The sequence below is a fragment of the Burkholderia cepacia complex sp. TUM26381 genome (assembly GCF_057439935.1).
In genome coordinates this window covers 246,404-269,203 of the sequence record NZ_CM172008.1, presented here as the reverse complement: position 1 = coordinate 269,203, position 22,800 = coordinate 246,404, and the positions used below count along the sequence as shown (strand labels likewise).

Genomic DNA, 22,800 nt, shown 5'->3' with positions numbered 1-22,800 from the left:
AAGTGGCGCGCGAAAGGCGTCATCATGGCGCATCCCCTCCGCCACGGAATCCCGCTCATGAATATCGATACCGACCTCCCTGTCATGGTGACCGGCGCAACCGGGTACGTTGCGGGCTGGCTCGTGCAGCGGCTGCTCGAGGCCGGCGTGACGGTCCATGCGGCCGTCCGCGATCCCGACAGCCCGGACAAGCTGAAACATCTCCAGCGCATCGCGGCCGGCAAGCCCGGCACGATCCGCTATTTCCGTGCCGACCTGCTCGAACCCGGGTCGTACGCGGAAGCGATGGCGGGTTGCGGGACCGTGTTCCACACGGCATCGCCGTTCACGGTCACCGTCCGCGATCCGCAGAAGGAACTCGTCGATCCCGCGCTGCTCGGCACGCGCAACGTGCTCGAAACGGTCAACCGCACGCCGTCGGTACGGCGCGTCGTGCTGACCAGCAGTTGCGCGGCGATCTACGGCGACAACGCCGATCTCGCCGCGACGCCGAACGGTGTGTTCACCGAAGCGATCTGGAATACCAGCTCGTCGCTGACCCACCAGCCCTATTCGTATTCGAAAACCGTTGCCGAGCGCGAGGCGTGGACATTCGCCGGCGGACAGCAGCGCTGGGATCTCGTGACCGTCAATCCGTCGCTCGTGATCGGGCCCGGCATCAATCCGTACGCGACGTCGGAAAGCTTCGAGATCGTGCGGCAGATGGGCAACGGCACGATGAAAACGGGCGTGCCCGATCTCGGCATGGGCGCGGTCGATGTCCGCGACGTGGCCGACGCTCACCTGCGCGCCGCGTTCCTGCCCGACGCGAACGGCCGCTACATCGTGTCGGGGCACGATACGAGCCTGCCGGCGATGGCGGCCACGCTGCTCGAACGGTATGGCGCCGACTATCCGATTCCGCGGCGCATCCTGCCGAAATGGCTGGTGTGGCTGGTCGGCCCGCTCGCGAACAAGAGCGTGACGCGCCGCATGATCGCGCTCAACGTCGGGCTGCCCTGGCGTGGCGACAACAGCCGCAGCCGCAACGAACTCGGGATCCGCTATCGCCCGCTCGCCGAATCGATGAACGACTTCTTCCAGCAACTCGTCGAAACCGGGCAACTGCGGCGATGAACCGCTTCGCGGTATCGCCGGGCTGGCAGGTCGTGATGGTCGACCTCGGCCTGCGCGTCGACGAACTGCTGCGGCGCGCGCAGTTGCCCGCCGATCTGTTCACGCGGCCGGAAGGCGGGCTGACGACCCGCGAGTTCTTCCGCATGTGGCTCGCGATGGAGGAGATGGCCGACACGCCGGCCGTCGCGCTGCGCATCCTCGATCGGGTCTCGGTCGAGACCTTCGATCCGCCGCTGTTCGCCGCGTTGTGCAGCCCGAACCTGGAAATCGCCATCCGGCGCATCAGCCAGTTCAAGCCGCTGATCGGCCCGATCCGCTTGCGCGTGACGCGCGAGGCCGATCTGCTCGTGCTCGGGATCGACTTCCTGGAACGCGAGGTGCCGCCTCCCGGCATGCTGCTCGCGGCCGAACTCGGCTTCTTCGTGAAGCTGGCGCGGCTCGCAACCCGGACCGACCTGCCGGCCCGCGCCGTCACGCTGCCGCGCGGCCTCGCGCCGCATCCCGGCTATGCGCGGTTTTTCGGCGTGACGCCGCGATACGGCGACGCGCCCTCCGTGAGCTTCGCGCTGCAGGATGCACGGCGCCCGTTCGTGACGGCAAACCACGCGATGTGGCAGATCTTCGAACCCGACCTGCGCCGCCGCCTCGACGTGCTGTCGGCCGAGGCCGGCACCGTCGAACGCGTGCGCGCGGCGCTGCTCGAACTGATCCCGGGCGGCCTCGCCACCGTGGACGGCGTGGCGCACACGCTGGCCATCAGCAAGCGCACGCTGCAACGTCGGCTCGGCGACGAAGGCGCGAACTTCAAGACGCTCCTGGCGGAAGTCCGCGAGAAGCTCGCATGGCATTACCTCGATCGCTCGGACCTGCCCTGCAGCCAGATCGCGTTCCTGCTCGGCTATCAGGATCCGAACTCGTTCTTCCGCGCGTTCAACGAATGGACCGGGATGACACCCGAAGCCGCGCGCTCGCGACCGGTACGCTGATCGACGCGATCCGCCCGAAGCGTCGCCGCGCCGATGCCGAATCAGCCAGCGGCGGCGCGACGGTTCAGCCCGAAAATGAAATCGGCTTCGACCGACGCGCCTTTCGGCAATTGCAGCACGCCGACCGACGAGCGCGTATGGACGCCCGCGTCACCGAGCACCGCATACAACACGTCGGAGGCGCCGTCGGCCACTTCGCTTTGCAGCGTGAAGCCGGGCGCGCTTCGCACGTACACGGTCATGCGCGGCACCGTCGCGACCGCATCGAGCGTGCCGCAGTGCTTGCGGATCAGCGACAGCGCGCGCAGCGCCGATATGCCGGCCGCACGGCGGCCGTCTTCCAGCGAAACGGATTCGCCCACGACGCCGACGAAATGCACGACTTCCCCTATTCGCGGAATCTGGCCGGCAATGTACGCCGTACTGCCGTCGACCAGAACGGCGGTGTACTTTCCGCCGATCCGGATCGTTTCGTCCGGATCGAATCCGAATTCGGCTGCAACCTGTTTCAGCGTGTCGTCTCTGTTCATCAGTGAATTCCCCGATCCTTCTGAAAAAAGATCAAGAATAATTGAGTCTCCGATGCTTGTCCCGGAGGAGAAGATCGGACGGAAACGATCAAATCGATACACCTTCAGGTGTTCGAAGCAGTCCTGTTCGCCATATCGACGATGAATTTCGTAGCCGGAGCGATTTTCTTCATCATTTCCGGCTGAAACCGCTATCATGTATAGACACACAACCTGAAGAGCGATATATGGCAACTTACAAGGAACTGAAAGCCCAGATGGACGCTTTGGCGGAGAAAGCCGAAGCAGCGCGTGTCGCGGAATTCCAGGCGATCGTCGACGACATCCGCACCAAAGTCGCGGAATTCGGCATTACCGAAAAAGACATTTTCGGTTCACGCCGCGGTCGGCCGGCCAAACAAGCGGCAGCCCCCGTGCAGGCGAAATATCGCGATCCGAAGACCGGTGCAACCTGGTCCGGCCGCGGTCGTGCGCCCGCATGGATCAAGGACGCAAAGAATCGCAATCGATTCCTGATCCAGGAATAAGATTCCCGGCGCGCGATTCAACGCGCGGTCCGGTAGTTTGGGCTTCCATTGAGCATCGATGCCGGCGGGTTTAAAAGACCGCTCCGGATCGATGAGACTTTGCCTCGCTCGGCGTGTGACGTACTGGCCAATCGACAGATCGGGCGACACGCCAATACTTTCCTCAGCGTTCGTAATAGATCGCAAGCCAGACGGTTTGCGCTTCGTCATGCGTCCATGCGACACGATGACGGCAATGCGGTTCGATCAGCACGTAATCTCCGGGGCGCATATCGTGCCGAGTCGAATCCGCTTCGAATTCGAGTACGGCCGCCCCCGACAGCAGCACGACCCATTCGGCGCGCGAGTCGTCATACCAGAACCCGTCCGGGCTCGCGTGTCCCATCGATACGATCCGCTCGACATTCAGGCGTTGCCCCGTGACGAGTATGTCGATTCGCTCGTCACCGTCGCGCTGCCCTTCGACGCTGAATAAATTACCGGTTTGAAGTTGCATCGCTTTACCTCGTCGTTGACCGTCCGGTCAGGAATGCGGGTTTAAAGGCGAAGGAAAATGTCCGCTGCAGTCCGACGATCGGCTTTCTTTGCACGCGTCGATGAATGCCTGTCATAAAGATGAAGAATAGTCGCAACTGCGCCCGCGCTCATTCATCGTTGCGATAAGGCACGCCGTGACTTTCTTTTAGCGAAGCGCGCGCCATCGCGGGTCATTTCGGTAAAGCCCGGGCGGCATCCTGCCGCGCTCGGGCGTGTCGCGCCGGCGCAATCCGCCCCGGGCATCCGCCCGGTTGTTCGGCGCGCCGCTTGCAACACTCAGGGTTTGCACGCAATGGCTTCGATTTCTATCTTCGTGCCGACCATGTTCGTCGCCTGCAATGTCGATCGCGACGGCTTGTTCCCGGGAAAGAACTCCGCATAGACGCGATTGAATTCAGCGAAGTCGCGTGTGTCTTCGAGCCAGACCGTGGTTTTCACTACATCGTCGAGCGTGCATCCCGCAAGCGCGAGTACCTGAGCGACGTTCTGCAACGTCCGGCGTGTCTGCACGTCGATCCCGCCGGCAACGATGCTTCCGTCTTCGTTTCTCGCAATCTGACCGGACACGAACACCAGATCGCCGGCTTTTACCGCCAGCGAGCGCGGCAGGTTGCGAGTGAGCGGATTGCACTCGGCAAAGTACTCGATCGTCATGTGCGTCTCCTTCGACCGGCATCGCATCTGCGTCGGCCAACGCTGACGAGCGTATCGCGGAACAACAGCGCTGCCAATTCGTGGTACGGAGCAGCTCGTCTTCCCGCATCCGGAATCGCCTTGAAGCCCTTCCGCGAACTTGCCACAATTCATCAGGCACACCCGCGCTTTTATCGTGTACGCCAAGCGCGTGATGCGTGAGGCCCATGTCGATGACCACCGAATGCGTTCATCCTGCTGTACTGATCACGATGCCGCACAGCCATTACAGCGAGAAGGCGCGGTGGGCGCTCGACCGGCTCGCGCAGCCTTATCGCGAGCAACCGCATGCGCCGCTGCTGCACCGGCTGGCCACGCTGCCCAACGGCGGTAGCAGCGTGCCCTTGCTGCTTCATCGCGGTGCACGCTTCACCGATTCCACCGATATCCTCGTACATATCGACCTGCTCCACGGCGGCGATTGCCTGTACCCGCGCGATGCCGCGCTGCGGCAGGAAGTCGAAGCCCTCGAGACGCAGTTCGATGAAGTGCTGGGCCCGCATGCGAGGCGCTGGGCGTATGCGCAATTGCTGCCCGAGCGCAGCCTGTTGCTGCGCGTGATGTCGCGCGGGGTGCCGCGGTTCGAGGCCGTGGTGCTGCCGGTCATCCTGCCGGGCGTCGTGCGGCTCATTCGAACGGCGCTCAGGATCACGCCGGACAGTGCGGCCCGCTCCATCGAACGCGTGCGCGGCGTCTTCACGGAGATCGACGGCCGACTGAGCGATGGCCGACGGTTCCTGGTCGGCGAACGGTTCACGGCGGCCGATCTGACATTTGCGGCACTCGCCGCGCCAGTCCTGTTTCCCGCAGGCTATCGCGCGGCCTACCCGGCGCTCGACGCCGTACCGGCCGCGATGCGGGACGAAGCCCTGCGCCTGCGGGATACCGCCGCCGGGCGATTCGCGCTGCGCTTGTATGCGGAAGAACGCGACCGTGTGCCTGACGCTTTGCACGCGTGGCACGACGGTCCCGGGTAACGGCTGCCGGCAATCGCCGCTCGAGTACGTCAGCGCGCCGCGACCGGCGCCTTTTCCGGGCGCAGACTCGCGTGAGTGAGCATCATCAGGTTGATGACGACAACGGCGATGAGCACGTCGATCATCAGGTTCACCCCGCCCTGGGCGACCAGCATGCCCGCGACGTACGGAAACCCGAACAAGCCCGTGAAGTAGGCAATCGTGAAGACTTGCGAGCTCGCCGACGCGGACAATCCCCGCTCGCCGGCCAGATTGACCGCCATGCCGTTCAACGTGGAGTAGCTGAGCCCGTAGCCGATGGCGAAGACGATCGCGCCGGTCACGTACAGGATTCCGCTGCCCGGATTGGCGACGAACAGGACCAGCGCCAGCAGCGTCGCACCGAACAACGCGCAGGCGAGCTTTCGAACGGGCAATCGACTGATCGTTTGCGCCAACGTGAAACGGCAGGCGACGGTCGTCACCGTGAAGGTCACGAAGAACAGGTCCGGCGACAGGTGCCGCGACTCCGCATAGGCCGCCTGAAAATTCGACAACGCGGAAAAGACGCAGGCGGCGAGCGCGATCATGATGATCGGCAGCCGCGTCACGTTGCGCAGGATCTCGGCGATCCGCGCGGGCGTCAGGCCGGTGGCCGCCATCGGCAGGGTCGTTGTGTGTATTGTCCATTTCCGGGCCGCGTAGAAGGCGACGGCCGCAATCAGGCAGAGGCACGCCAGTCCGTCGTACACGACCGAATACGAACCGAAGCGGCCGGCAACGAAATGACCGATCGGCGACGCGAGTCCCAGTCCGACCATTTGACCGCCCGACAGCAACGTCAGGTATTTGATCCGTGCGTCGGGTCGCAGGTGATGAATGATTTGAAGCGGCGCGAGAATGTAAAACGCCGACCACCCCATCCCCAGCAACAGGCCACCGGCAAACGCGAGCCTCGCATCGATCGCCGCGAGGCTGAATGCGAGCATGGACACGGACATCACGACGGCAGCGGCAACGATGGTCGACATCAATCCGATACGCTGCGCAATCCACCCGGCGAGCAGCGCGCTGACGATCATGGTCAGGATGCCGGTCGAAATCACGGCGCCGGTCATCGAGGAATCGAAGCCACAATGACGCAAATGCTCGGAAAGGAGAAAGCTGGCGCCGTACGCGGCCGCTAGCGCAATGCTCGCGACGAGAAATGGAATGAAAGTGGCAGCACCAGGCGATGACGGCAATGGGTCAGCGGGTGGATTCATGGAATGGGCGTCCGGGTTTTATCGCCGCCGCAATGCAGTAAGCGGAGCGGTCTTCCGTTATCGATTTTTACCTGCATCGGGCAGGACGACGGCCCTTTTCACATATGCCGGCCCCATCCTCGCGGAAATTGTGTTTCAGGCTGATAGACAATGAAATGTACAGTGCAGCCGATTTGTTTCTGCACAGTTATGCAGCGAGCCGCTGGCCCACGCGGCAGATGCTCGTCGTCTTTCTGTTCGCGCCGGGCATCGTGTCCGTTTTCTCGGTGCGCTACAGCCTGATTCGGCCATTCGACACCCTCGATGTGCAGATTGCATTCAAGGTATGGATGTCACTGCATGCCGGCGGAAAATGCATCGATACAATCCGGAGCAAAACAAAATGAATCTCGCCGCGCTCGGACGAGATCACGCCACCGCCTTCAACCACCCCAGCAACGCCGCCTGCGCACTCCCCTCCGCCATCGGCGCCGGCGTCAACAGGCAGTAATGCGAACCATCCTCGACGAACCCCATCGGGGCGACCAGCACACCGCTCTCGATGTCGTCGCGCACGAGATGCCACGGCCCGATCGCTACCCCCAGCCCCGCGACGGCCGCCTGCAGGCTGAAGTAGAAATGATCGAACATCTGCACGCGTCCGCTCGCGCCCGGCTGGTTCGCCGCCGCCGCCCACGCGCTCCACGCGTCCGGCCGGGTCCGCGTCTGCAATAGCGCCGCGTCGTGTTTCAACACGCGGCCGCCGCGACGCGCCGCAAACCACGCGCCAACCTTGTCCGGCCGGCAAACCGGTCCGACCCGCTCCGCAAACAGCGGCTCGGCGTGACATCCCGCCGGCCACGCGAAATCGTTGCGACGAATCGCCATGTCGATGCCGCGATCGAACGAGAACGGCCCGCCCGCAGCGGCCAGGTGGATATCGACGCCTGCGTGTCGCGCCTGGAAATCCGGCCAGCGCGGGATCAGCCAGCGCATCAGGAGCGTCGGCTCGCACGACAGCACCCAACGCCGTGCACGAGCAGCCTCGGCGCGCAGTGCGTGTGCGGCGTGACGCATCAGGCCCAGGCCGTCGTGGACGGCTTGAGCCAGCTTGCGGCCCGCTTCGGTCAGGAAGACACGGCGGCTGCGCCGTTCGAACAGCGTCACGCCCAGATCGTCTTCGAGCAGACGCACCGCACGACTGACCGCGCCATGAGTCAGGCACAGCTCGTCGGCGGCGCGGCTGAAATTCTCGTGACGCGCCGCCGCCTCGAAACACCGCAACGCCATCAGCGACGGCAGGCTCGTTCGAATCAGTTGTGAGTCAGGCTCACCATTCCGGTCAGAAATCATCGCTTTTCCCGATGAAGTTTGGTTCTTATTATTGTGACATCAACACTTCGATCGGAAGGACAATGCCATGACTGAACTGATAGTTGTAGTCACCATTACGCTACTGGCCGTCATCAGCCCGGGCCCGGACTTCGCGATGGTTACGCGCAACAGCCTGATGCTGTCACGCCGCGCCGGCGTGCTCACCGCTTTGGGCATCGGGCTCGGCGTGACGGTCCACGTGAGCTATACGCTGCTGGGCGTGGGCCTGCTGATCCGCCAGTCGCTGTGGCTCTTCAATGCCGTCAAGATGGTCGGCGCGCTCTACCTGGTCTACCTCGGCGCGAAGATGCTCATGACGAAGGCGGGCGGCGGGCAACCCGACGCAAAGGTGGCGCCGCTGTCCGACTTCGCCGCACTGCGTACGGGCTTCCTGACCAATGCGCTGAATCCCAAGACCACCGTGTTCATCGTCAGCCTGTTCATGCAGGCAGTCCGGCCCGACACGCCGCTGATCGTGCAGATCGGCTACGGCGCCTTCATCGCGGCAACGCATGCCGGCTGGTTCAGCCTCGTGGCCGTCTGCTTCTCGGCCACGGCGGTCCGGGATCGGCTGCTGTCGCTGCGCCACTGGATCGATCGCACGTTCGGATGCCTGCTCGTGGGCTTCGGCGTCGCGCTCGCCATTGCGCGCGGCGGGCGCTGACCACCGCAGTGTGCGCTCCGCCCGCGCACCGGATGCGCGGCGCGCAGCGTCAGAACGTGCGCGCGAGCGTCCGGGCTTCGTCGATCGCACGACTACGATCGACCTTGCCGTCGGGTCCGAACAGCGTGCGCTCGACGACGATTCCCGCGACGTCCGTCACGCCCACGAACCTGAGCCACGTTTCCATATACGGACGCTGCAGGTCGAACTCGGCCGCCGGCGTAAACGACCCCGGCGCCTGATAGGCGAGCCCGCGCGCATAGACGACCGCCGCCTTCTTCCCGGCCAGCTTGCCGGCAAAACCCGATGCGTCGAACGTGAACAGCACGTCCTTCTGCGAGATCGCATCGATCAGGTGCTTGAGCTTGTACGGGATGCTGAAATTCCACAGCGGTACGCCGAACAGAAACTTGTCCGCGTTGTGGAACGGCGCCGCGAGCCGTTCGATCTGCTGCCATGCCGCCGCCTGCTCCGGCGTCAACGCCGTGCCGCTCAGTCCGGCATATTTCGCGGCCAGCGCGGCGGCGTCGAATTCGGGCATCGCCAGATCCCAGATGTCGAGCGTCCGGATCTCATGATCGGGATGCGCATGCCGATATGCATCGAGAAACGCACTGCACACGTCGATGGAGGCCGAGTAGGCCTTGTTGGGTGAGCCTTCGATATAGAGCACGCATGTCATGGAGCCGGTCCCGGTCAGCAGTGACGGCGGCGCGCCGGATGCGCGCTCGCCCACTGCGATTCGCAGCCTATCGGGTCGGCCTATAATCCGGAAACGATATTAATTGATTGAATTAACCCGGATTGGTGGTCAATGAGCCTCCCCCTCGACACGGCGCTGCTGCATACGTTCGTTGCGGTCGCCGACGTACGAAGCTTCACCGGTGCCGGCCACCGGCTGAACCTGAGCCAGTCCGCGGTCAGCGCGCAAATCGTTCGCCTGGAAGAACAGGTCGGCCAGGCGCTGCTCGTGCGCAATACGCGCAGCGTCATGCTCACCGCGCATGGCGAGACGCTGCTCGGCTATGCACGCGCGATGCTCAATCTGAGCGAGGAAGCGCGGGCGAGACTCGGAGCGGGTACTGTCGTCGACCTCAAACTGCGAATCGGCGTGTCGGAGGATTTTGCGGATGGCTGGCTGCCTGACCTGATGCGCCGTCATGGCGCCGCGCGGCGCGGCCTGCGGATGGATCTGGTTGTCGACATCGGCGACAACCTGTTTCAGCGGCATGCAAACGGCGAATTCGATCTCGTGATCGGCAGCCGATGCTCGCATTCGGGCCAGGGTGCAACGTTGTGGCAGGAGCCGCTCGCCTGGGCGTTTGCGCGCCACGAGCCGCTTCCGGAAGGCGACGTGCCGCTCGCCTGCTTCCCCGATCCGTGCCCGTACCGCGGCGCCGCCATCAAGGCGCTCGCGCTGGCCGGCATGCCCTACCGGATCGCGTGCGAAAGCCCGAGCGTGACCGGCATCCGGACCTTCGCGCGGGCCGGCATCGCGATCGCCCCGGTGCCGCGCAGCGCGATCGACGACACGCTTCGCGAACTCGGCCCGTCCGAAGGGCTGCCCGAATTGCCGGACATGGAATTCGTGATGATGCACGACGCCCGGATGCCGGCAGCCGTCGAATTCGCCGCGACGATGCTGGACGAGACGGCCGTCCGCACGGGGGCGGGCAAACGCAACCGGGCGTAGCGGAACATAACCCGCATGCGCGAAGCCGCACACACCGTGTCCGGATTAATGATCCTAACCAGCGGAATCGAATATCGACGAAAAAGTTGCGTTGATGCGCAACATCTGCCGCAAGCTATAATTCCCGCAGACCACTCGGGGACATGAATTCATGAGTAATGAAACGATTCTTGAATCGCAATTATTCAATTTGTGTCGCGAGGCACTATCCTCGCTGACTTTTTTGAATGTCAATCAGAAGGCAGGCACGTTGACGTTCGAAGCAGATGACCTCATCCCGAAGCTGATTCGTATCCTGAGCCTCGGCAAGCCGCCGAAGCCTGCGTCTACCAGCTCGAACAACGACATGATTGGCTTCTCGCTTTTCACGGCATGGTTCATCATGAAGGTCAGTACGAAACTGGGATCCGGATTCGAACTTCGGACCGAGCTGCACAAGAAAAGCGTTCTCAAGAGCAGTTTCAAAAGCAATATCGAATCTTACGCAAAAAGCGCGAAGATAAAACTCATTCCATCCGAGCTTCTCGTCGACTTTTTCATCAGCCCCGAAGACAAGAAGCACTGCCCCATTCTGACGGCCGAAAGCGAGAGCAAGGAAGATCTCAAATTCCACGATTTGAGCAAACTTCTCTTGACGACGTCTCCTCGCAGAATTTATCTGGCCAACATCGGGTCGTCCAGCATATCCCCGGCGACGAGCGCGATACAGCACATCCTGGACGAAGCCAATGGCGCGGGCATTCTGAATACGGGCGACCAGATCGTCTTCGTCTTGTACGAAAAGAACGGGAAGAATTTCGTCATTCACCTGTTCGACTACGATCAGTACAGGCACCTGTAAAACTTGCGCGGCCCGTCACGGCCGCGCACACGGCGCACGGCCCGGCTCAACGCTTCGCACTCCATTCGATACGCCCACCGGCCGGTTCCCGGCGCCGTCCGAGCAGCGCCGCCAGCGAGACATCCGCAAGCTTGCCGAACGGTGCGCGCAACAGGCTCGGCAGGCTCCAGCGTCCTTGCACGAACACGCCCTTGGCGTGGCTCATCGCACGGAATCCCTCGATGCCGTGATACGCGCCCATCCCGCTCGGCCCGACGCCGCCGAACGGCAAGTCTTCCTGCGCGACGTGCAGGACCGTGTTGTTGATGCCGACGTTGCCCGACGTGGTCCGCCTCAGCAACGTCTCGCAATCGCCGTCCCGTCGACCGAAGTAATACAGCGCCAGCGGCCGCGGGCGCGCGTTCACGTAATCGACGACCTCGTCGATCGTGCGATACGTGCGCACCGGCAGGATCGGCCCGAAGATCTCTTCCTGCATGACCGCCGTCTCGTCGCCTGCGCCGACGATCAGCGTCGGCGCGAGCGTGCGCTTGCGGGTCGCCGCGCTTTGCGGATGGATGCCCGCCTCGATCACGCGCGCGCCTTTGCTGCGCGCTTCGTCGACGAGGCCTTTCAGACGGTCGTAGTGCCGGTCGCTGACGATCGACGTGTAGTCCGGGCTGGTCGGCCCGTTCGGATAGAAACGCGCGACGGCCGCATCGTATTGCGTGACGAACGCGTCCAGATCGTCTTCGTGCACGAGCGCGTAGTCGGGCGCCACGCAGGTCTGTCCGCCGTTCGACAGCTTGCCGAACACGATGCTGGACATCGTCCGGCCATCGACATGCCCTCTCGCGACGATCGCGGGGCTCTTGCCGCCCAGTTCGAGCGTCACCGGCACGAGATTGTCGCTCGCGGCCTTCATCACCTTGCGGCCCACCTGCGTGCTGCCCGTAAACAGCAGATGATCGAACGGCAACCCGCTGAACGCCGCGCCGGCTTCCGGGCCGCCGAGCACGACCGCGACCTCTTCGCTCGGGAACGTGTCGGCGAGCATCCGACGCATCACTTCGCTGGTACGCGGCGTCAGCTCCGAAGGCTTGAGCATCGCGCGGTTGCCGGCGGCCAGCGCGGTGGCCAGCGGAATGAACGTCAGCGCGAACGGGTAATTCCACGGCGCCATCACACCGATCACGCCCAGCGGCTGGTATGCCACATGCGCTTGCCCGGCGCGGTAGAAAAGGCCGACGTGCCGGCGCTGCGGCTTCATGAAGCGGCGCAGGTTGCGTGTCAGGTAGTCGATCGCCTGGATCACGCCGACCAGTTCCATGATCGCAGTCTCGTGGCGCGAGCGATGTCCGAAATCGGCGTTGACCGCCTCCTCCACATCGCGGCGATGCGCCAGCACCACGGCCCGCAACCGCGCGAGCCGCGCCTTGCGCTGCTGCAGGCTCGGCGGCCCCTCGGCCACGAATGCGCTGCGCTGGCGGGCCAGCAACGCCGCCGGATCGATGCTCGAGCTGGATTCTGCAGAAACGGCCATGGTGCACCTCACGAGGTTGCGTCGATGTAGACACTGTCAACTTGCATGCGGCCGATCATAGGACCACAATGTGTTCCCTGTCAACATAGGAGCAATACGATGTCGTCGGATGGGGATGCGGACGCCGGGCAAAAGGCTTATCACCACGGGGATCTGCGTCGCGCGATCATCGAAACGGCACTCGACACACTGCAGGAGCAGCAAGGCTGGCAGTTCACGCTGCGCGAAATCGCGCGGCGCGCGAACGTCAGCCACTCCGCGCCGTACCGGCATTTCCCGGACAAGGCCGCGTTGCTGCACGAGCTCGCGCTGATCGGCTTCGATCGCCTGCGCGACGATCTCGCCGCCTCCGTCGATCCCGCGGCGAATGCACCGGACGTGCTGCTGGCGCTCGCCTATGCCCATCTCGCGTTCGGGAAACGCAACCCGGATCTGTATCGGCTGATGTTTGCCGCGGATGCCGGGGAGCCGTCGGATATCCATCTCGATCCGCGCGTGCAGGCGCCGTTCCTGCTGGTCGTCGACATCCTGGAGCACGGGCGTCGCGCCGGCACGATCCGCCCGCGCCCGGCGCTCGGCCAGGCGACCGCGTGCTGGGCGCATCTCCACGGCCTGACGATGCTCGCGATCGACGGGCGGCTGGTGCGCGAGAAAGTCGGCGATCACGCGATCGAGGATGCGCTGACCACGTTGCTGGACGGGCTCGTGATGCCCGAGAAGCCCGCCCGGGCGGCCAAGGCGAAAAGGCCTTGACCTTGAACTTCGCTTAAAGGTTATGGTTTGCCTCGGCAGCGTATCGAGGCCAGGGGTATGTGTCCTGCCAACCGACAATCCGGCGGTGCGTCGCAGACGTCCGCCCGTGGCCGATCAAACGGAGCCCGCATCATGACCAAGCGAATCCTTCACGTCGTCAGCAATGTCGCGCACTACGCCGATCCGTCGCAGCCGACCGGCCTGTGGCTGTCCGAACTGACCCACGCCCATGAGATCTTCGCGGCGAAAGGCTATGCGCAGCAGCTCGTGAGCCCGAAAGGCGGCGTGTCGCCGCTGGAGCCGCGCTCGCTCAAATGGCCGCATGCCGACGCCGCGTCGAAGGCATGGCGCGCCGACAAGGCCAACGAGGCGCTGCTCGCGAACACGGCCCGCCCGGACGAGATCGATCCGGCCGGCTTCGATGCGATCTACTTCACCGGCGGCCATGCGGTCATGTGGGACTATCCGGACGATGCGGGGCTGCAGCGGCTCACGCGCGAGATCTACGAGCGCGGCGGCGTCGTGTCGTCGGTCTGTCATGGCTATTGCGGGCTGCTGAACACGATGCTGTCGGACGGCTCGTTGCTGGTCGCCGGACGCCGGATCACCGACTATTCGTGGTTGGAGGAAATCCTGGCAGGCGTCGCGAAGAAGGTGCCCTACAACGTCGAGCAGCAGATGCAGCAGCGTGGTGCGCGCTACGAGAAGGCACTGCTGCCGTTCACGTCGAACGTCGTCGTCGACGGCCGCCTCGTGACCGGCCAGAACCCGCAATCGGCGAAGGCAACGGCCGACCAGGTCGTCGCGCTGCTGTCGTGCGACGCACCGGCGGCCGCCTAACGGCCGGTGGTCCGGCGCAAAGCCGGGTCGTCGCGAGCGTCGGCGGCTCCAGCATCGCCAGCGTCCGCCGCACGCGCGGACGGGAGGCGCGACAGCAGCGTTTTCGCATTGGTTGCGCAATCGACGGTATCCGGTTTCGCGCCGATCCCGGCGATCAGCGCGATGACGTGCGCCTTGCTGTGCGCGAGCCGCGCCTCCAGCGCCTCGATGTCCTGCACCTTGCGGCAGAGCGCGTCGAGCAACGCACCGCATTGCCACTGGGCGAAGTCGGACGGAATCAGCGTGCGAATCTCGTCCAGGCTGAAATCCGCTTTCTGCGCCGTCGTGATCATATCGAGCGCCGTCACCGCTTCCGGCGGATAGGTGCGATAGCCGTTCGCTTCGCGCTCAACGAGCGTCAACAGACCGATACGCTCGTAGAAGCGGATGCGCGAAGGGGTCAGGCCGGTGCGTTCCGCCAGTTCCCCGATCTTCATGTTCCGATACTCCCCGGCCGGCCTGCAGCCGACCATCTGCCTTGCCCTGACGTCAGGTTGTCTCCTCACGTTGATTCGTCATCCGATCTTTATCCTTTCCCTTGAAAAAGCCGACGGGGTTCGCTCAGATCACCTCGAAACGCAACCCCGCATGACGAACCAGACGCGCGATATAGCGTTCGTCGAACATCGTCGCGGGCGTCCAGAAACCGCCACCGCGCCCGGTCTTGACGCCGTCGCTGCCGCAATCGAGCGCGAGACTGATCGCAGCCTGCCCGAGCATCTTGCCGGTGGAGCCATAGCCCGGATCGCGGTCGCCCGTGACTTTCACGCGCAAGGTCCGCCCGTCGTCGGCGCGGCCGAAGAAACGTATGTCGTAGCGGCCGGCCTGCTGGGCCTCGGCGCTCGGCCCTTCGCCGGGCTTCGGCAGCAGGAAGCGCTCCATCAGGCTGCGCACCGGCTTGACGAGAACCCCCACCATGAACGCGCCGAGTCCGGCCACCATCGTCAGCGCGGTCAGCCGGCCCTTGAGGCCGGTACCCGTCATCACGGCCTCGTCGTAGGTGAAGCGGCTGCCGTACGCATTGCCCGCCAGCGCATTGGAGCGGTGCACGACACGCTCGTTGATCGCCGCCATCACGAACGGCGCGATCCATGTGTCGCTGTCGCGATCGAATTCTGCGGATCGAACCGCATGCTGCCGCACCGTGAAGCCATGCCCCTGCGGGCACAGCGAATACGGATCGAGCAGTTCCCTGCGCAACGCCGGATCGGCCGCCGCTTCCCGCACGACGTTGATCACGCTTGCCACGGTGCCGCCCGACGCCCCACCCTTCAGCGTGCGGACCCGCATCTTCACATGGGTGGCCGGCGCGTCCCACTGCTGCCGCGCCTGTTGCTGCAGGAAGAAAACGCCCATGTCCGACGGCACCGAATCGAAGCCGCAGCAATGCACGATGCGCGCGCCCGATTGCCGGGCCGCGGGCTCGTACTTGTCGATCATCCGTTTGATCCACTGCGTCTCGCCGGTCAGGTCGCAGTAATCGGTGCCGGTTTGCGCGCAGACCCTGACCAGCGGCTCGCCGTAAAGCGCGTACGGCCCGACGGTCGACACGACCACCCGCGTTTGCGCACACAGCGCCCGAAGCTGCGCTTCGTCGGCCGCGTCGGCGACGATGATCGGCACCGACTGCCCGGCCGCCCCGAGCGCGTCCCTCACCTGGCCGAGCTTCGCCTGGGACCGGCCCGCAATGGCCCAGCGCAGCGTCTCGCCATGATCCGACAGGTAGTCGGACAGGTAGCGGGTCAGGATCTGACCGACAAAACTGGTGGCGCCGAATACGACGAGATCGTAGGTCGGTTGGGGCATGGACGACTCCTTCGGCGCGCGCGGGTCGCGCGCATTCGTATCGTTAGCGGGGCTTTCCGGGTTCATCGAACGTCTTCAAAGGCGTCGGCAGGTTCAGGACCAGCTGCGCGTCCTTGACCACATCCAGACGCATGATGGTGGACGCGCCCAGCCCGTCGAGCAACTGGCTCAGCGGCCCGCCGTGCCGAACCAGTTCGACGTTGCGCGGCAACAGGCGCTGCGCGAACGACAGCATGTTGGTCTGCACCGACGACTGGTGCCATTCGCCGTCGATACGGTTGACCATCGTCGTCGTGCCCATGTGCGATTGCGACGGCACGCTGGTCAGCGCCGGCGACGGCACGCTCAGGCTCAGGTCCGTCCGGCCGTCCGGGCCGGCAATGCGCGCACGGGCGGTGGCACCGATGGTCACGTCGATATCGGCGAGCCATTTCGGCAACTGATACCCGTGTACGCCGCGCACCCGCGCGATGTCCGTCGTGACCGGCAGCGCCAGCACGTGTGCGACGAAACTGCGGCGCCGCATCGAGTCGATCAGCTCGAGCGCATGCGACCCTTTCGCACCCGGCCGGCGGATCACCACCGCGACGGATACTTCGTCATACGGATCGTTGTCGCAGACCGAATACGAAAAGAACGTCAGTGCGACGAGCCCGTACCCGGGGAGCGCCCGCAGCGGTTCGAGCGGCGCGGGCAGCGTGGTCCGCAGGCGTTCGAGCGGCGCGAGGAACAACAGCTGGATGCTGCTGGAACGGTAATAGAAGTTCGGCGCCCAGGTCGGCCCCACCCGCGAAGCCACCTGACGCTTCGGAATCCGGCGGAAAAAATCGATGTTCCCGGCTGCGGGGTCGCGCGCCACCTCGTTCAGGTCCGGATTCATCCGGAACCGGTCGTAGTACCCGCCCTCGAGCACGTCGACCGTATGCGGCCCGAATTCGACCTGTGTAAAGCGCCTGTCCATGTTCGTTGCCTCCCGTCGATGATCGATCGTGGCAGGCAACACCCGAAGCCTGCTGATTCACTGTCGTCAGCAGCACTCTAAGCTTTAAGTCAACTTTAAGGTCAAGACGACGAATAGAGGAACATGTCGGACTTCGCCTGCGCGGCGTTCCGGCGGCCGGCGCCGGATCATGTGGCCGCCGCGCGGCGCCCCTTGCCACGGATCGACACCATGCCCGATCGCGCAGGCGCGACATCGTCGCAGGGTGTCATCCGGTACGGGTGGCGGCAAGGCATGATGGGCATCGCCAGGGCGCACTGTGACGGCATCGTCGCGTTCTCGCAGTCCGCCTTCACCGACGACCTGAAAAGCACCACGATTCGCGTTCTCGCGATGCATGGCGACGACGGCCCGATCTTTCCGTATGCCGATCCGGTTTCCTGCCGGCGAAGCTGGCGAGGAACAGCACGCCGAAGGTCCATGCGGGCTTCCCGCACGGCATGCCCACGTCCCGCGCCAACACGATCAACGCCAATTTGCCCGCGTTCATCCGCAGCTGAACGCTGCGCATGCCGGCGCGGCCTTCAGCCCGGGACGCAGGTTGAAGGCCGCCCTGCATGGCCGACGAACACGGCTAGCAGGTTTCACGAAGAAAATCGGGAACCGCTTCCCCGATCGACGCCAGGTACGCCGCCATCGCACCGGCCACCTTGCGCACGGCGGGACGCGCCGTCATCCGCTCACGCCACGCGAGCAGGTTGGGGGTCTCACCGGTCATCGGCGCGCCTTTGCGCGCGCCGAACAACTGCGCCATGTAGAACGCGATATCGGCAAAGGAGTAGGCTTCGGCGAGAAATTCGCGATCCGCGAGCACGTGCTCCATGCGCCGGTAGTATTGCGCCGCTGCGGCACGCGCGGCCTGTGCCGCCGGATCGTCCGGCGCGTCTTCCAGCCCCATCAGCCGGACGATGTGCGGAAAATACACTTCGTCGCTGCCGTGTTCGAGCTGACGCGCAACGGCGCGCGCCGCCGGACGCGCCGGCCACAATGCCGGCGCCGGTTTCAGATCCTCGAAATACTCGAAGATTTGCGTGGAATCGAAAATCTCCAGCTCGCCGTCGATCAGCACCGGCACCTGGCGCTTCGGGTTGATGCGCAATACGTCCGGATGCCTGGGTTCGTAGCCGCGCTGCTGACTGAACGACACCATCACCCGCTCGAAATCGATGCCCTTCTCGTGCGCCGCAATCTCGACCTTGGCGCCGAACATGCTCAGCGGTCCTGACAGGATCTTCATGGTTTGTCCTTCGCTTCGATGGAACGGATCGGGGATGCGGCAAAGCATAAGCCTGAAAACATGACACCTGATGTCATGTATTTGGAGTAACGTGCTGTGAATGAAAGCGAGCCGCCTGTTGTCGATCCTGATGATGCTGCAAGCGCGCGGCCGGATGACCGCGCCTGCGCTGGCCGAAGCGCTGGAAGTGTCCGAGCGCACGATCCTGCGCGATATCGACCAGCTCTCCACGGCCGGCGTGCCGATCTGGGGCGATCGCGGCCGCAACGGCGGATTTCAGCTACGCGACGGCTGGAGCACCGATCTCACGGGGCTCACCGAGCACGAAGCGCATGCGCTGATTCTCGCGGGCCTGCCCGGTCCGGCGGGCGAACTCGGCCTCGACGGCATGGCGGCCTCCGCGCGGTTGAAAATGATGGCGAGCCTGCCGCCGGGCTCGCGCGAGCAGGCCGACCGCGTCGCCAGCCGGCTGCATATCGATACCGTCGACTGGTACCGCGCGCAGGAGACGCCCGAATTTCTGCGCGAAGTCGCCGATGCGGTGTGGGGTGCGTATCGAATCGACGTGACATACCAGAGCTGGCGCGGCGTATCCCGCCGTGCGCTCGAGCCGCTCGGCCTCGTGCTCAAGGGCGGCGCGTGGTACCTGATTGCCCGGGTGGCCGGCAAGCCCGGCGCGCTCACCTTCCGGCTGGCGAACATTCTCGAACTCGACGCAACGCGCCGCCGTTTCAAGCGCCCCGCCCGGTTCGATCTGGCCACGCACTGGCGTGACGCGATGAGCCGGTACGAAGCCGACCTCCACCGGCTGACCGCCCATATCGCAGTATCGCCGCGCGGCGAAACCTGGCTGGCCAACGAGCGGGTCAACGCCGCGCCGGTTTCGCCGGATGCAGGCAACGCAGCGGTGCCGCCAGGATGGAAAGCGTTCCTGATGCCGATCGAATCGATCGAGCACGGCGCGCGCAAGCTGCTGGGGTACGGCGCGCACGTGAAGATCCTCGGGCCGCAGGCGCTGAAGGATCAATTCATCGACGAGTTGTCGCAGATGAAGGCGCTTTATCGATCGGGCGGCGATTGACGTAATGCGTCGAGGCCTTTGCCGGCGCAGCGACGACACGGCTGCCCGCTCTTGAGAGCGCGGCGTCTGTCAGGCCTGGATCGTTTCGGGCACCTGCCGCACGCAGCGCAGTCGCAATCTTCCGGTACGCAACGTGATTGGCTGACGACGGCGGATCGCAACGCAGCAGATTGCCGGCGCCCGACGCATCGCGAATATCCGAAGCAGCCGCGCGATCAGCGCGCGGCGTGCCTCCCGAATCAACGGAATCGTTCAGACGACGAGTAAGTTCTGGTGTGATGGTAACTGCCGGCAACCAGCACGGAGCCATCGTTCAACAGCGTAGCCGTATGCATGGATCGTGGATCGCTCATATTGGCAATTGCAGCCCAGTTGCCTGTTGCAGGATCGAACACTTCCGCCGACGTTCCGTTCCCTTCGTAGCTGGCGTCATAGTTGCCCGTGACGACGACGCGCCCGTCCGGAAGACGTGTGGTCTGGGAATCGCGGCGTGGCATGACCATCGGTCCCGTCAGCGTCCAGACTCCGGTGACCGGGTCGTACTGTTCGGCCGTGAGCGACGAACTGTTTCCTCCAACCACCAGCACCTTGCCGGTTGACAGCATCGTTGCGGTCGGCGTGGATCGCTGCACGTGCATGTCGCGAACCAATGTCCATTTACCGCTGGGCGCGTCATAAATCTCGGCCGTGGCCGTGACACCCGCCGTACTGCTTCCGCCGGCCACCAGCACTTTTCCTCCAGGCAGGAGCGTTGCGATGTGATGCGCACGTGCGATGTTCAGGCTACCGGCCGTCGTCCATGTCCGGCTGACCGGGTCGAACAACTCTGCCTCGGCAACGAAGGTGCCGAAATCGCCTTCCTCGATACCGCCGACGACCAGCACCCTGCCGTCCGGCATCAGCGTCGATGTCGCCAGGCGCCGTCCGCGCTTCATGTTGCCGACCGGCGTCCACCCTCCGGTTGCCGGATCGTACAGCTCCGCCGTGCGAGTCGTTTCACCACCTGTCACATACCTGCCGCCGGCAACCAGCACGCTTCCATTGTCCAGCCTGGTTGCGGTGTGCTCCGTACGAGCAGTCTGCATTTTCCCCGCACGCGCCCATACGCCGTTGGCCGGGTTGAATCGTTCTGCAGAGCTGAGTATGCCGCTCAGTCCGGACCCACCCGTTACCAGAACTTCGCCATTGGACAGCAACGTTGCAGTATGCGACGCTCGCCCCTCAAAAAGATTACCGCCCGGCAACCATTCACCGCTCGCCGCAGGGATCACGGAAATTTCGAGTGGCGCCTGCACCGTGCCTGCACTATTGCTTCCCGAAACAACATAGGCCGTCGGAACCTGGGCGTTCGCCGGCGTCCCGCTGATCGCGCCCGTCTGCGCATTCAGACTGAGCCCTGTCGGCAATGCCGGGGATACCGCGTACCGCGCAATGTTGCCGCCGGTCGATTGCGGCAAATTCGGCGTGATCACCTGACCGACCGTATAAGAGACGGTTCGACTCGAGTACTCCAGATGCACCGGTGGTGCAATTGCCGCACGCACCTCAAGTGTGACTTGCGCCGTCACGTTACCCGCACTGTTGCTGCCGGTTACCCTGTAAGACACGGGGCCCGAGACGGTTGCCGGCGTTCCGCCGATCTCCCCCGTCACGGGATCGAGCACGAGCCCGCCAGGCAATGCCGGCGATATCGTGAACTGCGCGATCCTGCCGCCAGACGTGGCAGGTACGATGCCCGTGACAGCTTGTCCGGCAGTGAAGATCATGGATGGATTCTGGTAGGCAAGCGTCGCAGGAGCGGCCGTTATCGCCTTGACCTCGATCTGCAGCCGCGCAGTGACGCTTCCCTGAGCGTTGCTGCCTGTCACCGTGTAAATTGCGCTCGGCGTGGCCGCGACGGGCGCGCCGTTCACCACGCCGGTCTGTTGATCCAGGACGAGTCCGTCTGGAAGCGCCGGCGATACGCTGTATGTTGAGATCGGACCGCCACTGCTGGACGGGATGTTCGGCGTGATCTTTTCGCCCGGCGAATATACGGCCGACGGCACGGGATAGGAAAGACCGGCGGGAGACGCAACGGCACTGCCACTCATGTGCGATACATCCTGATTGCCCGGCCCGCCGTCACCGCCACAACCGGCCACGGACGTGGCAAACACCAGGCAGCACCCCAACCAGAATCCCTGTCTGAACGAAATCACGATTCCCTTCCCCCGAAAGTGGACACACGCTCTCATTTAATTAGTTTTACAGATTAATCAGGATTTCATTTTTCTTCAAAACCCGATCAATGCAAGTGCAAGCGTGTCGACAAGGATCGCAAAACGAAGTGGTCGGCTTCAAACCTCGCCGCCAGCGCTGCCCTGGCACTATGCCGGCGAAGATTACCAGAAATTTTCAAAAATATTACGATGTTAAATGTTAAATAACATGATGTGCGGCTTACCAGGTGCCATCGTCTGCTGGATGAGCCCGGAAGGAATCTCCGATGTCCGGCGCGCTTTCCCGTTGCGACTCGGGGAACCGCAATACGTGGCCGCAACGAATCTCACCGTCAAGCGGCCGCGCAAGCAATTTAACGGCTTGCTTCTCCGGACAGCCGCCAGTCCGTGACCAGCGCACCCAATGAAAGCTGCAGCACCCATCGCCCCCGCCCATTCAGATCTCGTCGGAAAACTCGTCGAGAAAGCGCTGCAACCGGTCGCGACGCATGATCGCCATGCGCGTCCCGGTGACGGTCTGGAACCCGGTCGCCAGCGTCAGCAACTTCGTGCGGAAGTGGTCGATCGCGAATCGCGCGTCGTCGAGCGCCCGTTCCGATGCGTGCGGATCGGCCGGGTCGTACAGCGCGCTGCCCATCCGTCCCGCGACATAAAAGCAGCGTGCGACACCCACCATGCCGATCGCATCGAGCCGGTCGGCATCCTGCAACACCCTGGCTTCGAGCGTCCTCGGCACGATGCAGGCCGAAAAACTGTGCGCCTCGACCGCATGCGCGACGGCATCGATCTTCGCGTCCGGCCAGTCGAGCGCCTTCAGCACCTCGCGCGCCTTGCCCGCCGACAGCCGCGATGCCTGCGCGCGCAGCGGGGAATTTTTCTCGACGGCCACACAGTCGTGCAGCACCGTCGCCGCACACAGTACTTCGGCATCGCCGCCTTCCGCGGCCTGGATCGCGGCGGCGTTCTTCCACACGCGCTGCAGATGCGACGTGTCGTGGGCACCGTCGCCATGGGCGTCGTGCCAGTGAGCCAGCAAGGTGGTAGCCAGTTCCTGAAAGGGGGCGAATGCAGGGGGCGTCACGGGTGCGGGAGGTCAAAGACGGGAAGGCGATTATCCCTCAGGTCGAATCCGGCACCTC

Annotated in this window: 24 protein-coding genes and 1 pseudogene; 12 read left to right on the top strand and 13 right to left on the bottom strand. The window is 64.2% G+C overall.

What is annotated here, in order from left to right; genetic code table 11:
- Window positions 1-57: 57 nt before the first annotated feature.
- On the top strand, window positions 58-1,116 hold the full coding sequence (locus ACWMMN_RS33445; protein WP_196486679.1) for an NAD-dependent epimerase/dehydratase family protein: 1,059 nt from the start codon (window positions 58-60) through the stop codon (window positions 1,114-1,116).
- Window positions 1,113-2,102 (top strand): AraC family transcriptional regulator, encoded by a 990-nt coding sequence (locus ACWMMN_RS33440; RefSeq protein WP_486424380.1) that lies wholly within the window; start codon window positions 1,113-1,115, stop codon window positions 2,100-2,102. Before ACWMMN_RS33445 ends, ACWMMN_RS33440 begins: the two co-directional genes overlap by 4 nt.
- Before the next feature lie 41 nt (window positions 2,103-2,143).
- Here ACWMMN_RS33440 and ACWMMN_RS33435 read toward each other — a convergent pair whose 3' ends face one another.
- The gene (locus tag ACWMMN_RS33435) at window positions 2,144-2,632 is read right to left on the bottom strand and encodes a RidA family protein (RefSeq protein WP_340626297.1); all 489 of its coding nucleotides are present in this window, start codon (window positions 2,630-2,632) and stop codon (window positions 2,144-2,146) included.
- Between the two features lie 227 nt (window positions 2,633-2,859).
- Here ACWMMN_RS33435 and ACWMMN_RS33430 point away from each other — a divergent pair, with 227 nt between their 5' ends.
- Entirely contained in the window at window positions 2,860-3,159 is a 300-nt protein-coding gene (locus ACWMMN_RS33430) for an H-NS histone family protein (RefSeq protein ID WP_059241298.1), read from the top strand.
- A gap of 163 nt (window positions 3,160-3,322) precedes the next feature.
- Here the strand turns inward: ACWMMN_RS33430 and ACWMMN_RS33425 are convergent, their stop codons facing one another.
- Together ACWMMN_RS33425 and ACWMMN_RS33420 are read right to left on the bottom strand one after the other, a co-directional pair.
- Window positions 3,323-3,655: a cupin domain-containing protein gene (locus tag ACWMMN_RS33425; RefSeq protein WP_486424379.1), complete on the bottom strand. Its 333-nt coding sequence runs from the start codon at window positions 3,653-3,655 to the stop codon at window positions 3,323-3,325.
- A gap of 317 nt (window positions 3,656-3,972) precedes the next feature.
- Entirely contained in the window at window positions 3,973-4,350 is a 378-nt protein-coding gene (locus ACWMMN_RS33420) for a RidA family protein (RefSeq protein ID WP_486424378.1), read from the bottom strand.
- A 206-nt stretch (window positions 4,351-4,556) separates the two neighbouring features.
- On the opposite strand from ACWMMN_RS33420, the gene ACWMMN_RS33415 reads away from it, so the two are divergent.
- A complete protein-coding gene (locus tag ACWMMN_RS33415; RefSeq protein ID WP_486424377.1) occupies window positions 4,557-5,366 on the top strand; it encodes a glutathione S-transferase family protein in 810 nt (269 codons plus the stop codon).
- A 29-nt stretch (window positions 5,367-5,395) separates the two neighbouring features.
- On the opposite strand, the gene ACWMMN_RS33410 is transcribed toward ACWMMN_RS33415, so the two are convergent.
- Window positions 5,396-6,610: an MFS transporter gene (locus ACWMMN_RS33410; protein ID WP_486424376.1), complete on the bottom strand. Its 1,215-nt coding sequence runs from the start codon at window positions 6,608-6,610 to the stop codon at window positions 5,396-5,398.
- Window positions 6,611-6,765: 155 nt separating this feature from the next.
- Here ACWMMN_RS33410 and ACWMMN_RS33405 point away from each other — a divergent pair, with 155 nt between their 5' ends.
- On the top strand, window positions 6,766-6,996 hold the full coding sequence (locus tag ACWMMN_RS33405) for a hypothetical protein (RefSeq protein ID WP_486424375.1): 231 nt from the start codon (window positions 6,766-6,768) through the stop codon (window positions 6,994-6,996).
- 22 nt (window positions 6,997-7,018) lie between these two features.
- On the opposite strand, the gene ACWMMN_RS33400 is transcribed toward ACWMMN_RS33405, so the two are convergent.
- Window positions 7,019-7,942, bottom strand: coding sequence for a LysR family transcriptional regulator (locus ACWMMN_RS33400; protein ID WP_486424374.1), 924 nt, complete (start codon window positions 7,940-7,942; stop codon window positions 7,019-7,021).
- Between the two features lie 67 nt (window positions 7,943-8,009).
- On the opposite strand from ACWMMN_RS33400, the gene ACWMMN_RS33395 reads away from it, so the two are divergent.
- Entirely contained in the window at window positions 8,010-8,627 is a 618-nt protein-coding gene (locus ACWMMN_RS33395) for a LysE family translocator (RefSeq protein ID WP_256087728.1), read from the top strand.
- Between the two features lie 49 nt (window positions 8,628-8,676).
- Here the strand turns inward: ACWMMN_RS33395 and ACWMMN_RS33390 are convergent, their stop codons facing one another.
- Window positions 8,677-9,309: an FMN-dependent NADH-azoreductase gene (locus ACWMMN_RS33390; RefSeq protein ID WP_340625878.1), complete on the bottom strand. Its 633-nt coding sequence runs from the start codon at window positions 9,307-9,309 to the stop codon at window positions 8,677-8,679.
- 132 nt (window positions 9,310-9,441) lie between these two features.
- On the opposite strand from ACWMMN_RS33390, the gene ACWMMN_RS33385 reads away from it, so the two are divergent.
- Complete coding sequence (locus ACWMMN_RS33385; protein ID WP_486424373.1) at window positions 9,442-10,320, top strand: LysR substrate-binding domain-containing protein; 879 nt, start codon at window positions 9,442-9,444, stop codon at window positions 10,318-10,320.
- Window positions 10,321-10,471: 151 nt separating this feature from the next.
- On the top strand, window positions 10,472-11,161 hold the full coding sequence (locus tag ACWMMN_RS33380) for a hypothetical protein (RefSeq protein WP_486424372.1): 690 nt from the start codon (window positions 10,472-10,474) through the stop codon (window positions 11,159-11,161).
- A 46-nt stretch (window positions 11,162-11,207) separates the two neighbouring features.
- Here ACWMMN_RS33380 and ACWMMN_RS33375 read toward each other — a convergent pair whose 3' ends face one another.
- Complete coding sequence (locus ACWMMN_RS33375) at window positions 11,208-12,683, bottom strand: coniferyl aldehyde dehydrogenase (RefSeq protein ID WP_486424371.1); 1,476 nt, start codon at window positions 12,681-12,683, stop codon at window positions 11,208-11,210.
- 99 nt (window positions 12,684-12,782) lie between these two features.
- Between ACWMMN_RS33375 and ACWMMN_RS33370 the strand changes: the two genes are divergently transcribed.
- Entirely contained in the window at window positions 12,783-13,436 is a 654-nt protein-coding gene (locus ACWMMN_RS33370) for a TetR/AcrR family transcriptional regulator (RefSeq protein ID WP_486424370.1), read from the top strand.
- Between the two features lie 132 nt (window positions 13,437-13,568).
- Window positions 13,569-14,276: a type 1 glutamine amidotransferase domain-containing protein gene (locus tag ACWMMN_RS33365; protein ID WP_486424369.1), complete on the top strand. Its 708-nt coding sequence runs from the start codon at window positions 13,569-13,571 to the stop codon at window positions 14,274-14,276.
- Here the strand turns inward: ACWMMN_RS33365 and ACWMMN_RS33360 are convergent.
- The 3 genes from ACWMMN_RS33360 to ACWMMN_RS33350 all read right to left on the bottom strand — a co-directional run bounded on the left by ACWMMN_RS33360 (window position 14,273) and on the right by ACWMMN_RS33350 (window position 17,082).
- Entirely contained in the window at window positions 14,273-14,752 is a 480-nt protein-coding gene (locus ACWMMN_RS33360) for a MerR family transcriptional regulator (RefSeq protein WP_486424368.1), read from the bottom strand. The genes ACWMMN_RS33365 and ACWMMN_RS33360 overlap by 4 nt on opposite strands.
- A gap of 124 nt (window positions 14,753-14,876) precedes the next feature.
- Window positions 14,877-16,121 (bottom strand): saccharopine dehydrogenase family protein, encoded by a 1,245-nt coding sequence (locus tag ACWMMN_RS33355; RefSeq protein WP_174992294.1) that lies wholly within the window; start codon window positions 16,119-16,121, stop codon window positions 14,877-14,879.
- 43 nt (window positions 16,122-16,164) lie between these two features.
- Window positions 16,165-17,082: an acetoacetate decarboxylase family protein gene (locus ACWMMN_RS33350; protein ID WP_486424367.1), complete on the bottom strand. Its 918-nt coding sequence runs from the start codon at window positions 17,080-17,082 to the stop codon at window positions 16,165-16,167.
- A 216-nt stretch (window positions 17,083-17,298) separates the two neighbouring features.
- Between ACWMMN_RS33350 and ACWMMN_RS33345 the strand changes: the two are divergent.
- Window positions 17,299-17,621: pseudogene (locus ACWMMN_RS33345) on the top strand (alpha/beta fold hydrolase); the annotation flags it as partial.
- 74 nt (window positions 17,622-17,695) lie between these two features.
- On the opposite strand, the gene ACWMMN_RS33340 reads toward ACWMMN_RS33345, so the two are convergent.
- Entirely contained in the window at window positions 17,696-18,358 is a 663-nt protein-coding gene (locus ACWMMN_RS33340) for a glutathione S-transferase family protein (protein ID WP_486424484.1), read from the bottom strand.
- A 154-nt stretch (window positions 18,359-18,512) separates the two neighbouring features.
- On the opposite strand from ACWMMN_RS33340, the gene ACWMMN_RS33335 reads away from it, so the two are divergent.
- Entirely contained in the window at window positions 18,513-19,439 is a 927-nt protein-coding gene (locus ACWMMN_RS33335) for a helix-turn-helix transcriptional regulator (protein ID WP_233464179.1), read from the top strand.
- Between the two features lie 239 nt (window positions 19,440-19,678).
- On the opposite strand, the gene ACWMMN_RS33330 is transcribed toward ACWMMN_RS33335, so the two are convergent.
- Window positions 19,679-21,532: a Kelch repeat-containing protein gene (locus tag ACWMMN_RS33330; RefSeq protein WP_486424366.1), complete on the bottom strand. Its 1,854-nt coding sequence runs from the start codon at window positions 21,530-21,532 to the stop codon at window positions 19,679-19,681.
- A gap of 565 nt (window positions 21,533-22,097) precedes the next feature.
- The gene (locus ACWMMN_RS33325; RefSeq protein WP_059241280.1) at window positions 22,098-22,742 is read right to left on the bottom strand and encodes an HD domain-containing protein; all 645 of its coding nucleotides are present in this window, start codon (window positions 22,740-22,742) and stop codon (window positions 22,098-22,100) included.
- Between the last annotated feature and the right edge of the window lie 58 nt (window positions 22,743-22,800).

Coding starts and splice junctions, on each gene's coding strand:
- ACWMMN_RS33445 (WP_196486679.1), top strand. CDS start 58: ATGAATATCGATACCGACCTCCCTGTCATGGTGACCGGCGCAACCGGG.
- ACWMMN_RS33440 (WP_486424380.1), top strand. CDS start 1,113: ATGAACCGCTTCGCGGTATCGCCGGGCTGGCAGGTCGTGATGGTCGAC.
- ACWMMN_RS33435 (WP_340626297.1), bottom strand. CDS start 2,632: ATGAACAGAGACGACACGCTGAAACAGGTTGCAGCCGAATTCGGATTC.
- ACWMMN_RS33430 (WP_059241298.1), top strand. CDS start 2,860: ATGGCAACTTACAAGGAACTGAAAGCCCAGATGGACGCTTTGGCGGAG.
- ACWMMN_RS33425 (WP_486424379.1), bottom strand. CDS start 3,655: ATGCAACTTCAAACCGGTAATTTATTCAGCGTCGAAGGGCAGCGCGAC.
- ACWMMN_RS33420 (WP_486424378.1), bottom strand. CDS start 4,350: ATGACGATCGAGTACTTTGCCGAGTGCAATCCGCTCACTCGCAACCTG.
- ACWMMN_RS33415 (WP_486424377.1), top strand. CDS start 4,557: ATGTCGATGACCACCGAATGCGTTCATCCTGCTGTACTGATCACGATG.
- ACWMMN_RS33410 (WP_486424376.1), bottom strand. CDS start 6,610: ATGAATCCACCCGCTGACCCATTGCCGTCATCGCCTGGTGCTGCCACT.
- ACWMMN_RS33405 (WP_486424375.1), top strand. CDS start 6,766: ATGTACAGTGCAGCCGATTTGTTTCTGCACAGTTATGCAGCGAGCCGC.
- ACWMMN_RS33400 (WP_486424374.1), bottom strand. CDS start 7,942: ATGATTTCTGACCGGAATGGTGAGCCTGACTCACAACTGATTCGAACG.
- ACWMMN_RS33395 (WP_256087728.1), top strand. CDS start 8,010: ATGACTGAACTGATAGTTGTAGTCACCATTACGCTACTGGCCGTCATC.
- ACWMMN_RS33390 (WP_340625878.1), bottom strand. CDS start 9,309: ATGACATGCGTGCTCTATATCGAAGGCTCACCCAACAAGGCCTACTCG.
- ACWMMN_RS33385 (WP_486424373.1), top strand. CDS start 9,442: ATGAGCCTCCCCCTCGACACGGCGCTGCTGCATACGTTCGTTGCGGTC.
- ACWMMN_RS33380 (WP_486424372.1), top strand. CDS start 10,472: ATGAGTAATGAAACGATTCTTGAATCGCAATTATTCAATTTGTGTCGC.
- ACWMMN_RS33375 (WP_486424371.1), bottom strand. CDS start 12,683: ATGGCCGTTTCTGCAGAATCCAGCTCGAGCATCGATCCGGCGGCGTTG.
- ACWMMN_RS33370 (WP_486424370.1), top strand. CDS start 12,783: ATGTCGTCGGATGGGGATGCGGACGCCGGGCAAAAGGCTTATCACCAC.
- ACWMMN_RS33365 (WP_486424369.1), top strand. CDS start 13,569: ATGACCAAGCGAATCCTTCACGTCGTCAGCAATGTCGCGCACTACGCC.
- ACWMMN_RS33360 (WP_486424368.1), bottom strand. CDS start 14,752: ATGAAGATCGGGGAACTGGCGGAACGCACCGGCCTGACCCCTTCGCGC.
- ACWMMN_RS33355 (WP_174992294.1), bottom strand. CDS start 16,121: ATGCCCCAACCGACCTACGATCTCGTCGTATTCGGCGCCACCAGTTTT.
- ACWMMN_RS33350 (WP_486424367.1), bottom strand. CDS start 17,082: ATGGACAGGCGCTTTACACAGGTCGAATTCGGGCCGCATACGGTCGAC.
- ACWMMN_RS33340 (WP_486424484.1), bottom strand. CDS start 18,358: ATGAAGATCCTGTCAGGACCGCTGAGCATGTTCGGCGCCAAGGTCGAG.
- ACWMMN_RS33335 (WP_233464179.1), top strand. CDS start 18,513: ATGACCGCGCCTGCGCTGGCCGAAGCGCTGGAAGTGTCCGAGCGCACG.
- ACWMMN_RS33330 (WP_486424366.1), bottom strand. CDS start 21,532: ATGAGTGGCAGTGCCGTTGCGTCTCCCGCCGGTCTTTCCTATCCCGTG.